Origin of the sequence: Allonocardiopsis opalescens (assembly GCF_003002095.1) — a bacterium.
GTDB lineage: Bacteria > Actinomycetota > Actinomycetes > Streptosporangiales > Streptosporangiaceae > Allonocardiopsis > Allonocardiopsis opalescens.
The window spans coordinates 344,963-358,465 of the sequence record NZ_PVZC01000002.1; the positions used below are offsets into that span (position 1 = coordinate 344,963).

13 protein-coding genes are annotated in these 13,503 nt (G+C 73.7%); 8 read left to right on the forward strand and 5 right to left on the reverse strand.

Features of this window, described 5'->3' with window-relative positions; all coding sequences use genetic code 11:
- Window positions 1–274 precede the first annotated feature (274 nt).
- From CLV72_RS08235 to CLV72_RS08245, 3 genes are all read left to right on the forward strand, one after another.
- Window positions 275–2,677 (forward strand): helicase-associated domain-containing protein, encoded by a 2,403-nt coding sequence (locus CLV72_RS08235; protein WP_106242453.1) that lies wholly within the window; start codon window positions 275–277, stop codon window positions 2,675–2,677.
- Window positions 2,678–2,816: 139 nt separating this feature from the next.
- Entirely contained in the window at window positions 2,817–3,284 is a 468-nt protein-coding gene (locus CLV72_RS08240) for a hypothetical protein (RefSeq protein ID WP_106242456.1), read from the forward strand.
- Window positions 3,285–3,314: 30 nt separating this feature from the next.
- On the forward strand, window positions 3,315–3,746 hold the full coding sequence (locus CLV72_RS08245) for a hypothetical protein (protein ID WP_106242458.1): 432 nt from the start codon (window positions 3,315–3,317) through the stop codon (window positions 3,744–3,746).
- 78 nt (window positions 3,747–3,824) lie between these two features.
- On the opposite strand, the gene CLV72_RS08250 is transcribed toward CLV72_RS08245, so the two are convergent.
- Window positions 3,825–4,382, reverse strand: coding sequence for a DUF7010 family protein (locus tag CLV72_RS08250; protein WP_106242461.1), 558 nt, complete (start codon window positions 4,380–4,382; stop codon window positions 3,825–3,827).
- A gap of 183 nt (window positions 4,383–4,565) precedes the next feature.
- Between CLV72_RS08250 and CLV72_RS08255 the strand changes: the two genes are divergently transcribed.
- Together CLV72_RS08255 and CLV72_RS08260 are read left to right on the forward strand one after the other, a co-directional pair.
- Window positions 4,566–6,218 carry a DNA repair helicase XPB gene (locus tag CLV72_RS08255; protein WP_106242464.1) on the forward strand — a complete coding sequence of 551 codons (1,653 nt, stop codon included), beginning with the start codon at window positions 4,566–4,568 and terminating at the stop codon, window positions 6,216–6,218.
- A 335-nt stretch (window positions 6,219–6,553) separates the two neighbouring features.
- Entirely contained in the window at window positions 6,554–8,275 is a 1,722-nt protein-coding gene (locus tag CLV72_RS08260; RefSeq protein WP_211302775.1) for a chitinase, read from the forward strand.
- Between the two features lie 49 nt (window positions 8,276–8,324).
- Here CLV72_RS08260 and CLV72_RS08265 read toward each other — a convergent pair whose 3' ends face one another.
- Together CLV72_RS08265 and CLV72_RS08270 are read right to left on the reverse strand one after the other, a co-directional pair.
- Window positions 8,325–8,633 carry a hypothetical protein gene (locus CLV72_RS08265; protein ID WP_146159385.1) on the reverse strand — a complete coding sequence of 103 codons (309 nt, stop codon included), beginning with the start codon at window positions 8,631–8,633 and terminating at the stop codon, window positions 8,325–8,327.
- Between the two features lie 140 nt (window positions 8,634–8,773).
- The gene (locus CLV72_RS08270; protein ID WP_106242472.1) at window positions 8,774–9,370 is read right to left on the reverse strand and encodes an LURP-one-related/scramblase family protein; all 597 of its coding nucleotides are present in this window, start codon (window positions 9,368–9,370) and stop codon (window positions 8,774–8,776) included.
- Window positions 9,371–9,845: 475 nt separating this feature from the next.
- Between CLV72_RS08270 and CLV72_RS08275 the strand changes: the two genes are divergently transcribed.
- The 3 genes from CLV72_RS08275 to CLV72_RS08285 all read left to right on the forward strand — a co-directional run bounded on the left by CLV72_RS08275 (window position 9,846) and on the right by CLV72_RS08285 (window position 11,947).
- Window positions 9,846–10,247 (forward strand): hypothetical protein, encoded by a 402-nt coding sequence (locus CLV72_RS08275; protein WP_146159386.1) that lies wholly within the window; start codon window positions 9,846–9,848, stop codon window positions 10,245–10,247.
- A gap of 1 nt (window position 10,248) precedes the next feature.
- Window positions 10,249–11,109 carry an exonuclease/endonuclease/phosphatase family protein gene (locus CLV72_RS08280; RefSeq protein WP_106242479.1) on the forward strand — a complete coding sequence of 287 codons (861 nt, stop codon included), beginning with the start codon at window positions 10,249–10,251 and terminating at the stop codon, window positions 11,107–11,109.
- Between the two features lie 232 nt (window positions 11,110–11,341).
- Complete coding sequence (locus CLV72_RS08285) at window positions 11,342–11,947, forward strand: hypothetical protein (RefSeq protein ID WP_146159387.1); 606 nt, start codon at window positions 11,342–11,344, stop codon at window positions 11,945–11,947.
- A 212-nt stretch (window positions 11,948–12,159) separates the two neighbouring features.
- Here CLV72_RS08285 and CLV72_RS08290 read toward each other — a convergent pair whose 3' ends face one another.
- Both CLV72_RS08290 and CLV72_RS08295 read right to left on the reverse strand, forming a co-directional pair.
- On the reverse strand, window positions 12,160–12,615 hold the full coding sequence (locus tag CLV72_RS08290) for an SgcJ/EcaC family oxidoreductase (protein ID WP_106242486.1): 456 nt from the start codon (window positions 12,613–12,615) through the stop codon (window positions 12,160–12,162).
- Window positions 12,616–12,806: 191 nt separating this feature from the next.
- Entirely contained in the window at window positions 12,807–13,418 is a 612-nt protein-coding gene (locus tag CLV72_RS08295) for a PadR family transcriptional regulator (protein ID WP_106242490.1), read from the reverse strand.
- Window positions 13,419–13,503 lie beyond the last annotated feature (85 nt).

Sequence of the window (13,503 nt, forward strand, 5' to 3'; positions counted from 1 at the left end):
GTCGGGACGGAATGGGCGGGGGCGCCGCGCTCCGGCGGGCGGGCCCACCGGCTTTAGTGGCGTTCCTCCTGGGCGGTGTGGAGCGGAACGTGTCAGGGTTATACCCCTCACCACCAGCCTTAATCACACTCCGTAATTACTTCTTGCCGGACAGTGACACAGCTGCGGGAGGCGTCCGCCGCCGAGCCGGCAGCGGGCGGGCCCGCCGCCGCCGCCACACCCGGTCCGGGGCGGCGTGCCGCGGCAGCGCCCGGGATCGCTTAACGTAGGTCGGATGGGCGCTCACGATACGTATGTCTCCTGGCTGCGCGCCGCCCCGGACGACCGGCTGGCGGCGCTCTTCGACGCGCGCCCCGACCTCATCACCCCCGTCCCCGCCGACCTCCGCTCGCTGGCCGCCCGGGCGACCACCCGGGCCGCGCTGGTCCGGGCGCTCGACCGGCTGGACCTCGTCGCGCTCCGGGTGGTGGAGGCGCTGGTCGCCGTGGGGGCGGCCGCGCCGGAGGAGCTGCCCGCGCTGCTCACCCCCGACGGCGGCACCCCGCCCGAGCCCGCCGATACGAGCCGCGCCGCCGAACTGCTGCTCACCCGCGCGCTCATCTGGGAGTCGGCCACCGGCCTGCGCCCGGCGCCCGGCCTGGACGCGGTGCTGCCCTCGCCCGCCGGGCTCGGCCCCCGCGCGTCGCTCGTCTTCGCCGGCTACCCCACCGACCAGCTGGTCGACCTGCTCATCGACATCCGCGCCGCCTCCGACCCCGCCGCCGGCGCGCACTCCGCGCCCGCCGACCGCGACCCCACCCTGTCCGGCGCCGACCTCGCCGAGCGGGTGGCCGGGCTGCTCGCCGAGCCTGCGCGGGTGGCCGCCCTGGCCGAGGAGGCGGGGCCCGAGGCGCGGGCGGCCCTGGACCGGCTGGCCTGGGGGCCGTCCAAGGGCAGCGTGGCCTCGGCCCGCCGGCGGGTGCGCCGGGCCGACGCGTCCTCACCGATCGACCGGCTGCTCGCTCGCGGCCTGCTCGCGGCCGTCGACGAGAGCACCGTCGCGCTGCCCCGGGAGGTCGGCCTCCTGCTGCGCGGCGGCGCGCTCTTCCGCGACTCCGCGGCGGCCCCGCCGCTCACCGGCACCGAGCGCCGCCCCGACCTGGTCGACCGCGCCGCGGGCGGGCAGGCCCTCACCTTCCTGCGCACCGTCCAGTCCCTGCTGGACGCGATCGCCGACGAGCCCCCTTCCGTGCTGCGCGCGGGCGGCCTGGGCACCAGGGAGCTGCGCCGGCTGGCGCAGGCCCTCGACCTGGACGAGACGGCGGCCGCCACCGCGCTGGAGGCGGCGCACGCCGCCGGGCTGCTGGCCGCGCACGACGGCGAGTGGCTGCCCACCGTCGGCTACGACCTGTGGTGCCAGGCCGAGCCGGCCCGGCGCTGGGCCCGGCTCGCCACCGCCTGGCTGGAGTCCACCCGCGTCGCCTCGCTGACCGGCCGCCGCGACGAGCGCGGCAAGCCGGTCAACGCCCTCGGCCCCGGCCTGGACCGCGGCGCCGCCCCCGAGATCCGCGCCGACGTGCTCGCCGCGCTGGCCGCCGCCCCCGGCCTGGCCCCCGAGCGCGCGGCGCTGGCCGCCCGGCTCGCCTGGGAGCGGCCGCGCCGCCAGGGCGCCGGCTACGAGCTGGTGGTGGACGCCACCCTGCGCGAGGCGGCCGAACTGGGACTGATCGGGCTCGGCGCGCTCGCCGCGCACGGCCCCGCGCTGCCCTCGGGCGAGGAGGCGGCGGCCGAGGCGCTCGCCCCGCACCTGCCCGAGCCGGTCGACCACGTCCTGCTCCAGGCCGACCTCACCGCAGTCGCCCCGGGACCGCTCGTCCCCGAGCTGGCCAGACGGCTGGCGCAGCTGGCCGAGGTGGAGTCCACCGGCGGCGCCACCGTCTACCGCTTCACCCCCGACTCCGTCCGCCGCGCCCTCGACCACGGCCAGGGCACTGACCAGATACTGGCGCTGCTGGAGACCCGCTCCGCCACCCCCGTCCCGCAGCCGCTGCGCTACCTGGTCGAGGACACCGCGCGCAGGCACGGCCGGCTGCGGGTCGGCACGGCAGGCGCCTACCTGCGCTGCGACGACCCCGTCACGCTCGACCAGGTGCTCGCCGACCCCCGCGCCGGCCACCTCCAGCTGTTCCGGCTGGCCCCCACCGTGGTGGCCGGCCACACCACCCGGCCGATCCTGGTGGAGGCGCTGCGCGAGCTGGGCTACGCGCCGGTGCCCGAGGCCGCCGACGGCACCGTCGTGCTGAGCCGGCCGCGGCTGCGCCGGGCCGAGGCCCAGCCCGCCGCCGCCCAGCCGCGCACCCCTGACGCGGCGCTGCGCCGCGCCGCCGTGCGCGCGCTGCGGGCCGGCGACGAGGCGGCCACCACCGAGCGCCGCCCGCTCGCCGCGCCCGCCGACGCCCCGCCCCGCTCGGCGGTGGCCGCCACCCTGGCCACCCTGTCGGCGGCGGTGAACGCGGGCGCGCGGGTGTGGATCGGCTACCTGGACAACGATGGCCAGGCCAGCAGCCGCATCGTGGAGCCCGCCCGGGTCGAGGGCGGCTACCTCACCGCCTACGACGCCACCCGCGCCGCCGTGCACCGCTTCGCGCTGCACCGCATCACCGGCGTCGCCGAAGTGGCCGGCTCCACACCCGCCTAGGGCGAGGTGGCCGGAGCCGGACGCCCCTCCACCGCGTCCAAGTGGCGGAGTGTGTCCGCGGGACTCCCGCTCGCCCCGCCCGCGGCTACCGGATGTGACACGATTGCGGGTATACCCGTCGGCTGCGGAGGTTCGGCGCATGAGCGACCAGTGGGGCGCGCAGGGCTGGAACGGCCCGGGCGGCCAGAACCCCTATCCCCCTCCCGGCCACGGCGGCCCCACCGGCGGCTACGGGGCAGCCCAGGGCCCTACCGGCGGTTACGGCGCGGGCGGCTACGGCCCCGGCGGCTACGGCCCGCCGCCGGGCCCCCCGCCGCCCGGCCCTGGCCAGGGCGGCCCGGGGCCGGCGAACACCCTGGCGATCGTCGGGCTCGTGCTGAACTGCCTGGGGCTGTTCGCCTGCTGCCTCAGCGTGTTCGTCCTCTTCACCTCGCTGGGCGGCATCGTCTGCGCCATCCTGGCGCTCTCGCTCCGCTCGCCGAACCCGTCGACCACGAAGGGGCTCGCGAACGCCTCGGTGGCGCTGGCCGGGGCCTCGCTGGTGATCTGCGTCATCTTCGTCGCCCTGTACGGCGTGGGCCTGCTGTCCGCCTTCATGTCCTACTGACACCCCGACCCGCCGAAGAGGAGCGACCGCATGAGCAACCAGTGGGGGCCGCAGGGCGATCCCGCCGGATGGGACCCCTACGCCACGCCGCAGCAGTACGGCCCGCAGGGCTGGGAGCAGCCGGGGTGGCCCGACCAGCAGGACTACGCCGTGCAGCCGCCCACGTCGGGCTGGGAGGCGCCCGCGGCGCCGATGGCGCCCCGCTACGCGCCGCCTCCGCCGCCGCGGATCAGCCACGGCGGCGCCACGGCCTCGCTCGTCTTCAACATCCTCGCGCTGGTGTGGTGCCTCGGGCTGCCGTCCATCGGCGGTATCGCGCTGGCCGCGATGGCCATCGGCGAGCACGTCGACGAAGAGCGCGTCTCCCGGCTGACCCGCTGGTCGTGGGTGTGCCTGGCCCTCACCCCGGTCCTGTGGATCGGCTTCTTCTTCCTGCTCTTCATCATCGGCGCGCTCGCCTAGGCGGTGCTTCTCCTGGTCGGGGTGGGGTCACGCGGCCGAACGCGGCCCGCACCCCGTGGCGGGGGGTGCTCGCAGGACCTAGTCGGCGGCGGTGTGCAGGACCAGGAAGACGAGACCGGTCGCCAGCAGCAGGCCACCGGTCAGCAGGCTGACCCGCTGCGGTCCGGCCCGCCGATCGGCCTCCGGTGCCATGAGCATCACGGTCGCGGTGCCCAGGGAGATCAGTAGGGCCATCACGATATAGACCGGTGTCTGGTACAGCCACGAGTACAGGACGAAGTGCATCGACGTGATCCCCGTGAAGGCCGCGGGCACGAGGGTGTACTGCTGCTTGACGGCGAGGTAGACGAGGAACGGCAGACCGAGGGCCTGGGAGGTCCCGACCAGCGCCGAGAGCTGGGTGATCTCGTCGGCCACTGGCCGATCCTGGCCGATCGCCCCGATCAGTGCGGACAGGCCGAGGGCCGCGGGGAAGGCCACCATGCCCTGGAAGAGGGTGGCGAAGGCGGCCGCGCGCTCTGACACCCTTCGCCAGAGGACACCGCAGATCAGCCACGTCACGCCATAGGCCGCCAGGAAGGCCACACCGGACATGTTCTGCTCGGCGAGGAGCCGGAGCGACTCGGTCAGTTCCACAATCGCTCACTGTCGCACGAACCACGCGGGCCGCCGCGAAGCCCGCACGTCCGAATACGGCCGCTGAGCCCGTTCGGCGAGGCCGTCCCGCCCGTTCGGAAGGCGGGGGAGGGTCGCAGGCGTTATACCGGTACGTGCGCGGCCCCCCGGCCGGCCCGCCCGCCCCTACCCGTGGAGGCCCCCGTGACCGACGGCCCGCTCATCGTGCAGTCGGACAAGACGCTGCTGCTGGAGGTGAGCCACCCCCTCGCCGCCGAGTGCCGCCGCGCCATCGCCCCCTTCGCCGAGCTGGAGCGCTCGCCCGAGCACGTCCACACCTACCGGATCACCCCGCTGGCGCTGTGGAACGCGCGGGCGGCCGGGCACGACGCCGAGCAGGTGGTCGACGCGCTGCTCACCCACTCGCGCTACCCGGTGCCGCACTCCCTGCTGGTCGACATCGCCGAGACGATGGGCCGCTACGGACGGCTCCAGCTGCACAGCCACCCCGTGCACGGCCTGGTGCTCCAGGCGCTGGACCGCGCGGTGCTGGAGGAGGTGCTGCGCGCCAAGAAGACCAAGGCCATGCTGGGCGAGCGGCTGGAGCCCGACATCGTCGCGGTGCACCCCAGCGAGCGCGGCAACCTCAAGCAGGCGCTGCTGAAGCTGGGCTGGCCGGCCGAGGACCTGGCCGGCTACGTCGACGGCGAGGCGCACCCCATCGAGCTGGCCACCGACGGCTGGTCGCTGCGCGGCTACCAGCAGGAGGCGGCCGAGAGCTTCTGGCACGGCGGCTCGGGCGTGGTGGTGCTGCCGTGCGGCGCGGGCAAGACGATCGTGGGCGCGGCGGCCATGGCCCACGCCCGCGCCACCACCCTGATCCTGGTGACCAACACCGTCTCGGTGCACCAGTGGAAGAGCGAGCTGCTGCGCCGCACCACGCTCACCGAGGACGAGATCGGCGAGTACTCCGGCAGCCGCAAGGAGATCCGGCCGGTCACCATCGCCACCTACCAGGTGATGACCTCGCGCCGCAAGGGCGTCTACAGCCACCTGGAGCTGTTCGACGCACGCGACTGGGGGCTGGTGGTCTACGACGAGGTGCACCTGCTGCCCGCGCCGATCTTCCGGATGACCGCCGACCTCCAGGCCCGCCGCCGCCTCGGCCTCACCGCCACCCTGGTGCGCGAGGACGGCCGCGAGGGCGACGTGTTCTCGCTGATCGGGCCGAAGCGCTACGACGCCCCGTGGAAGGAGATGGAGGACCAGGGCTGGATCGCGCCCGCCGACTGCGTGGAGGTGCGCGTCACCCTCACCGACGGCGAGCGGCTGGCCTACGCCACCGCCGAGCCCGAGGACCGCTACCGCTTCTGCGCCTCCACCGGCGCCAAGACGGCCGTCGTCCGCGACCTCGCCGCCCGGCACGCCGGGCAGCCCACCCTGGTCATCGGCTCCTACATCGACCAGCTCGACGAGCTGGGCGAGGCGCTGGACGCCCCCGTGATCAAGGGCGAGACCCGGATCAAGGAGCGCGAGCGGCTCTTCGACGCCTTCCGCGCGGGCGAGCTGAGCACCCTGGTGGTGTCGAAGGTGGCGAACTTCTCCATCGACCTGCCCGAGGCGTCGGTGGCCATCCAGGTGTCGGGCTCCTTCGGCTCCCGGCAGGAGGAGGCCCAGCGCCTCGGCCGCGTCCTGCGCCCCAAGGCCGACGGCCGCACCGCGCGCTTCTACGCGATCGTCGCCCGCGACACCCTCGACCAGGACTACGCCGCCCACCGCCAGCGCTTCCTGGCCGAGCAGGGCTACGCCTACCGGATCGTGGACGCCGAGGACGTGCTGGCGGGCGAGGAGATCTGAGCGGAGGCGGTCCGGACCGCTCGGGACGGCCGCGCTTCTGCGCGTGGTGGGCAGTCCGGCCCTCTCCTGCGCGGACGCGGCGCCGTCACCTACAGTGACGGGCTCGCCCACCTGCGTCGACACTCCAACCGTAAAGTTTGTTGCCAGTTTCTGCGGCGAAATCCTTGACCGGCGGCGGCGCGCTCGTCCACATTGTGAGCGTGCACGCAAGCCGGCCGGGAGGCGCTGCGGCGTCGACGGTCGGGACAGTACGCGGTTCCCGCCGGGCCCGGCGGGAGCCTGCCCGCCGCCGGTCCGGCCGGTCCGGCGCCCACTTCCGACCGAAGGACTTCGCCGTGCACGTCGAACCCCCGCCGTCCGGTCCCCCGTCCCACCGTCCGTCCTGGCCGCGCCGCGCGGCGGCCGGCCTGCTCGCGGTGCTCGGCGCGCTGGCCATGGCGTTGCTGCCCGCCTCCCCCGCCGCGGCGGTCAATGTCGTCACCGACTCCGGTTTCGAGTCCGGCGGCCTGGGCGCCTGGTCCTGCTCCGGGCAGCACGCCCTGGTCACCAGCCCGGTGCACGCCGGCTCCCGGGCGCTGTCGGGCACCCCGGCCGGGCAGGACACCGCGCGCTGCCAGCGGACCGTCACCGTCCAGCCGAACTCGCCCTACCGGCTGTCGGCCTGGGTGCGCGGCAACTACACCTTCCTGGGCGCCGACGGCGTCGCGGGCGGCTCCACGAGCACCTGGGCGTCCTCGCCGAACGCCTGGACCCAGCTGACGCTGAACGTCACCAGCGGCGCGAGCGGCCGCGTCACGATCTTCGCGCACGGCTGGCACGGCCAGGGCGCCTACTACCTGGACGACGTCGTGCTCGACGGCGACCCGGTGGGCGGCGGCGAGGAGCAGCCGCCCGCCTCTCCCGGCGGACTGACCGTCACCGGCACCACCGCGTCCTCGGTGAGCCTGCGCTGGAACGCCGCCGGCGGCGACCCCGACGGCTACCGCGTCTACCGCAACGGCACGCTGGTCGCCACCGTCCCGGGCACCAGCCACACCGTCACCGGGCTGGCCGGGCAGACCGCCTACCGCTTCTCCGTCGCCGCCTACAACGGCGCCGGGGAGTCGGCCCGCTCCGCCGAGGTCACCGCCACCACCGGCACCGGCGGCGGCAACAACAGCGGCACCCTGCCCAACCCGCACCTGACCGGCTACTGGCAGAACTTCGTCAACGGCGCCGAGCCGCAGCGGCTCAGCGACGTGCACGACAACTACGACGTGATCGTGGTGGCCTTCGCCGACCAGGTCGCCGGGCAGCCGGGCGCGGTCACCTTCAACCTCGACCCGGCGCTGTCCAGCGCGCTCGGCGGCTACACCCGCCAGCAGTTCATCGCCGACATCGCCCAGGCGCAGGCCGAGGGCAAGCACGTGATCCTGTCGATCGGCGGCGAGCTGGGCAATGTCGACTTCGGCCAGCCCACCTCGGTGGCCAACTTCGTCAACAGCTTCCACGGCCTGATGCAGGAGTACGGCTTCGACGGCCTGGACATCGACCTGGAGCACGGCATGAACGGCACGAACGTCGCCGAGGCGGCGCGGCAGCTGGCCGCCAGGGCCGGCGACGACTTCGTGCTCACCATGGCGCCGCAGACCATCGAGTTCCAGTTCGACGGCCCCTACATGCAGCTGGTCGAGGAGATCCCCCACCTGATCGACGCCGTGCACACCCAGTACTACAACTCCGGCAGCATGAACGGCTGCGACGGCCGGGTCTACTCCCAGGGCGGCGTGGAGTTCATCGCCGCGCAGGCGTGCATCCTGCTCCAGCACCTGGAACCGCACCAGGTCTCCCTGGGCGTCCCGGCCTCCTCGCGGGCGGCCGGCAGCGGCTACGTGGACGCCACCGTGGTCAACCGCGCGCTGGACTGCCTCACCCGCGGCACCTCGTGCGGCAGCTTCACCCCGCCCCGCACCTGGCCCGGCCTGGGCGGCGCCATGACCTGGTCCACCAACTGGGACGGCCTCAACGGCGACCGCTTCGCCACCGTCGTCGGCGGCCACCTGGACACCCTGCCGTAGCACGAACAGAGCCCGTCCCCCGCCCACCAGGCGGGGGGCGGGCGCCGCGCTAGCCGATCGGCGCGTAGCCCACGAACAGCACCGCGAGGGCCATCGTCCACGCGACGACCGCGTAGCCGAGGGCGTAGCGGCGCACCTGGGCGCGCTCGGGGCCGGGGCGGGTGCCCGCGGCGGCGGCCGTCAGGACGGCGGCCAGTAGAGCAGGGGCGGCCGACACCCAGTCGAAGAGCCGGATGCGCTCCAGGCAGCTCTGCGAGCCGGGGCCGCACAGGGCGTCGGCGCCCGCGCCGGACAGCACCGCCACCAGCCAGACCAGCCCGAGCACGGCGCCGACCGCGGCCAGCGCTCTCGTTCCCACCGGACGCGCCCCGCCGTCCCCGCTCCGCCGCATCGCCCACTGATCCGCGTTCACATCTGTCACCGGCACACCGGGTGCCTACCCAGCTGGGGCGGGGCCCAACAGCGTCCGGGGGCGGCGGACCGGGCCGGTTCCGGTCCCTAGCGCTTGCCCTCCTGGAGGACCAGGTCGATGGTGACGCCGGAGGCGATCACCAGGGTGCGCAGGGGCTCGGGGAGGTTGCCGTAGCGCATGTGGAGGGCGTAGCGGTCGGCCGCGGTGAAGACCTCGGCGGTCAGGCCGGCGTACTGCTTGTTCACCCGGGCGACCTCCAGGCCGTTGGCGTCGCTGAGGGCGAAGTCCCAGCCCCAGAAGTCGCCGGAGATGGTGCCGACGAGCCGCTTGTAGCCGTCCAGCAGCCGGAAGCTGGACTTCAGCAGCTTGAAGTCCTGGTCGATGTAGCCGATCACCGGCCCGTTGGGCACCGAGATCGAGGTGGTGGCCGTGAACAGCTCCCACGACTTGTCGATCAGGAACAGCGGCCGCCCGTAGGCGTCGTTCACCGCCAGTTGGCGGCGGAAGCCGGTAGTGCTCTCGGCCATGAAGCGCAGCACCTGCATGCCCGCGCTCAGGTTGATCTCGTGCACGTGGGCGACGCGCTGCCCCTGGCCGTTGAACACGTGGTACTCGGACTGGTCGACGAAGAAGCGCTTGGGCTGGTCGACCAGCAGGACCGGCGAATTGAACAGATCCGTCACGACACTGGACCATATCGGTCCGCCGTCCCGGCGCCACCGGCACGGCCGTAAGCGGCCGCCGATCCCGCTGGTCGGCGGCCGTTCCCGCGCCCGAGCCGCCCGGCCGCCACCCGGGCCCGGCCCAAGAAAGCCCCGGCCCCCGCCCGGTCCGGCTGAGCCGCCGGACCCAAGCGGATTCGGGCCCGGACTGGGTCCGCGGGCTCATGCGCGCCCGGCGCACCCGGGGCCACACTGGTCATACCGGCGGAACGGTGCACACTCCGCCCAGACGACCACACCCGGCCGGTCACACTCCTCTCCTCCCGGCCGGGCCTCCCCGAGGCGGGGCGGCCGCCGCCGCCCCGCCTCTCCAGCTTCCGGCCGGCTCCGCGGCCGGATCTGGACCGCCCACTCACCCCACGTCAGCGCGCACGGAACCGAGTACGCACCCATGGCACCTTGTCGCAGCACCCCCGGCGGCCCACACTCCCGGTCCATGTGGAAGAAAACGCATGTCAAGGAGCGCGGCGCCTCGGTGCTGGAGTACGCGGCGCTGATCGTGCTCGCGGGTGCGCTCGTGGGCGGCATCTACGCGGCCGGGCTGTTCACCACCGTGCCCGCCCAGATCGAGGCCGCGGTCTGCTCGCTGTTCTCGCCGGACGCCGAGTGCGGTGACGCCGCCCCCGTGGCGGCCGACACCGGCGACGGCGGTCCGGTGGTGCCGGAGCCGCAGTTCCAGTTCGTCGAGGCGCCGCTGCCCGAGGACGACGACGCCGGCGACGGCACCGCCCCCGCGCCCTACGTCGCGACGGCCGACGGCGGCGACGAGCCGCCCGCCGTGCGCGGCGGCCGCACCACCGAGCCCACCGACCCCGACGACGCCCCCTGCGAGGACTGAGATGGCGACCGCTCCCGCCCTGCGCACCGCACCGAAGGCCCTGGTGCTCGCCGCGGTGCTCTCCGTCACGGCGGCGCCCTCGGTCTGGGCGCTGGACTGCGTGCCGCAGCAGGCCGACATCCTGCAGATGAACCTGTGCAACAGCGGCGCGGCCCCGTGCTACGAGGACGGGCAGGCCATCCCCGAGGCGACGAGCCTGATCACCACCAGCGACGACCCGCCGGACATCGTCACGGTGAACGAGATCTGCCTGTCCGACGTGGAGGCGGCCGATGGGGGCCCTGGACCGCTGGTCGAGGCGATGGAGCAGGTGCACGACGAGGTCGACTACAACTTCCACAGCTCCGGCGTCACCTGCCAGGACGGCACCCCCTACGGCAACGTCGTCATGGTCAACGGCGAACTGTCGGACTTCGAGCCCGTCGAGCAGGAGGGCGACTACCACGCCCAGGACAGCGACCCGGACGCCCTGGGCGAGGACGGCGAGGACCGCGGCTACGCCTGCCTGGAGTACCCGGAGTTCGCCGCCTGCGCCACCCACCTGTCCCGGCACGAGGAGACGGCGGGCCGGCAGGCCGAGGAGCTGATGGGCCTCGGCGGCCAGATGGCCGGCGGAAACACGATCAGCGGCGGCGACTTCAACCTGGAGTACAGCGAAGGCGGCTTCTGGAACGACCTCTTCGGCGACGACTCCCTCAACGTCCAGGGCTGCGTCCCCGACGGCTACTACCGCAAGGGCAACGGCGGCGTCATGCACATCGTCAGCCCCGACGCCTTCGAGTTCGGCGACGGCGGCACCATCGACATGGAGCACACCGACCACAGCTCGCTGCGCATCGACGTCACCATCCCGTGCAGTTGATCATAGGGCCGGCGATCATGGGCAGGCCGGATCGGGTGTGGCGAACGAATGGCTAATGATCAACTTTGATACAGGCGGCGACCGCAAGAGATTGCCATACCCAAAATATCAGACTTCACCGGACGGCAATATGATGTAAATCCACTGGACGCACACCTGGAAAGAATTAAAATTAGCCTGTGAGGTGCATGCGCGGTCTTCCACGATAAGCAAAGGCGGCCATTATTCTATGATGAAGCCGATACTGCGCGGGCTGGTGGCTGCGGGCGTACTCGCCTCGCTGTTCGCGGTCACCCCCGCCTCCGCCTCCGCCTCCGCCGAAGTGAACCCGACCCCGTCGACGTCGGCGGCTCCGAGCCTCTCAGCCAATACCGTCTTCGCCCACGAGGTGGTTCCAGGGACCTGGACCGGCCAGTGCGAGGCGGGGCGGTACTTCTTCACGATCGATATGTACACGGCCGACTGGTACGACCTTCCGGTTCCGTACGAGGGCGTCGTCGACTACTACTCGGGAACGGTCGGCAACTTCGACGACCCGGGTTATCCGGGCGGCTCCATCCTCATCGAGCAGTACAACTGGGAGTACGACACAGGTTTTGCGTACCCTCCATTTGAGGGCGGCTACTCGGCTCACTCCGACGACTATGGAATCATCCAAGGGAATCTGCCCGGCGGCAGTTTCGGCGTTGGACCCACGCTGTACGCCGGACGGTGGACGAACCCGGCGCTGGACCTCGACGTGGTGGGGCACCAGCTCATCACCTTCACGCCCGACGGCAGTTCCAGCCTGCGGTGCCACATCATCTTCGCCTGGGGTTACGAGGAGTACTGGCACTAACGGCCGCGGGGGCCGCTGATCTCGGTTCCCGATTGACCTCTCGCCGACAAGGCCGGTGCGGGCTTCGGGCGCGGCGGTGACGACCACCGCCGCGCCCCATACGGCCCCAGGTCGACGAGCCCTCTGGCACAGTCAGGTCCGGGCGTTCACACGATCCGCGCCCGGTGACGACGCCGTTCGACCCGTACCGGCCCGGCGGCGTCGGCCGTGCCCTAAGGGCGGCCCGCTCCCGCCGGGCGGCGGCGGGTGTTGTGGAAGGCGGCCAGCCGCCAGCCGTCCGCCTCGCGGACGGCCACCAGCGACACCCGGGAGTCGTGCCCCGGGTCGGGGGCGGCCTGCGGCTGCATGGCCATGCCGCCGTCGGTGACGATGTGGGCGACGCCGTCGGCCAGGAGGCGGACCAGCGGGCCGGAGCCGTCCGGCTGACCCGCGCCGCCGGTCAGCCGGGTGCCGCGCAGCGGCCCGGCGAAGAGCATGCGGTGCAGGTCGGCGATTGCGGCGCGGCCGTGCAGCAGGGTGCCGTCGAAGACGACGTAGGCGGCATCGTCGGTGAACACGGCGCCGTAGGCGTCGGCGTCGCCGGCGTTCCAGGCCGCGTTCATCCGGTCGAGCAGGGCGGCGATCTCCTGCTCGGCGGCCGGGTCGGCGGTCGTGGACCGGTGGCTCATGGCGTTTCCTTCCGGAGTGGGCGCCGGGACGGGTGTCCGGGCGCGGTCGGACGACCCGCCGATCCGGTCCGGATAGAGTGAGCCCGCTGACGGGTCGTCCGGCCGTACCGGCTGGTCGGCTTCGCTCCGGCCGGATGTTGGCGCATCCGGCCGGAGGCGTTTTCAGGGGCGGCCGCGCGGCCGCGGGCCGGTCAGCGGCCGCCTTCCGGCGGCGGGCCGCCGGGCGGCTCGGCGCGGGCCGGGTCCAGGTCGAGTTCGCCGCGCTCCAGTTCGCCGAGCAGGCCGCGCACCCAGTCGCGCTCGGCGGTCAGCCGGGCCCGCTCGAACTCGTGCTCGATCAGCAGCAGCCGGGGCAGCACGGCCGACAGGCCGGCCAGCGTCGCCTCGACGGCGGCGATCCGCCCGTCCAGGCCCGCCGCCCGGGTGGCCAGTGCCCGGCCGGCCTCCGCCGGGGAGAGCACGCCCAGCAGGGACAGGGCGGCGGTGAACGGCGCCGGATCGGCGACCGGGGTCTCCAGCCGGACCCGCAGGCGGTCGCGCAGCTCGGCGCGGCCCTCGTCGGTCAGCTCGTACACGGTGCGCTCGGGGCGGCGGCCCGCGCGGCTGGTCTCGACGGCGGCGATGAACTCGGCCTCGGCCAGCCGCTCGACCGCGTGGTAGAGGCTGCGTGGCAGGCCGGTGACGTAGTCCTTGCGGTACTCGCGGATCTGCCGGTGCAGGGCGTAGGGGTGCTGGGGCCCGCGGGTGAGCAGCGCGAGCACGGTCAGCTCGACCAGGTCCCTGGTACTGGCGCGGCCGGACATCGCCCGCCTCCCCCGCGTCGGTCCGTCCGGCTCCGCCGCCGGACTTGGCGGCATCAATCTATATAGCTCTCCCCATTAGTGCAAC

Excerpts from the sequence above, each read along its gene's own strand:
- CLV72_RS08235 (WP_106242453.1), top strand. The coding sequence starts at position 275 with ATGGGCGCTCACGATACGTATGTCTCCTGGCTGCGCGCCGCCCCGGAC.
- CLV72_RS08240 (WP_106242456.1), top strand. The coding sequence starts at position 2,817 with ATGAGCGACCAGTGGGGCGCGCAGGGCTGGAACGGCCCGGGCGGCCAG.
- CLV72_RS08245 (WP_106242458.1), top strand. The coding sequence starts at position 3,315 with ATGAGCAACCAGTGGGGGCCGCAGGGCGATCCCGCCGGATGGGACCCC.
- CLV72_RS08275 (WP_146159386.1), top strand. The coding sequence starts at position 9,846 with ATGTGGAAGAAAACGCATGTCAAGGAGCGCGGCGCCTCGGTGCTGGAG.
- CLV72_RS08280 (WP_106242479.1), top strand. The coding sequence starts at position 10,249 with ATGGCGACCGCTCCCGCCCTGCGCACCGCACCGAAGGCCCTGGTGCTC.
- CLV72_RS08285 (WP_146159387.1), top strand. The coding sequence starts at position 11,342 with ATGAAGCCGATACTGCGCGGGCTGGTGGCTGCGGGCGTACTCGCCTCG.
- CLV72_RS08290 (WP_106242486.1), bottom strand. The coding sequence starts at position 12,615 with ATGAGCCACCGGTCCACGACCGCCGACCCGGCCGCCGAGCAGGAGATC.
- CLV72_RS08295 (WP_106242490.1), bottom strand. The coding sequence starts at position 13,418 with ATGTCCGGCCGCGCCAGTACCAGGGACCTGGTCGAGCTGACCGTGCTC.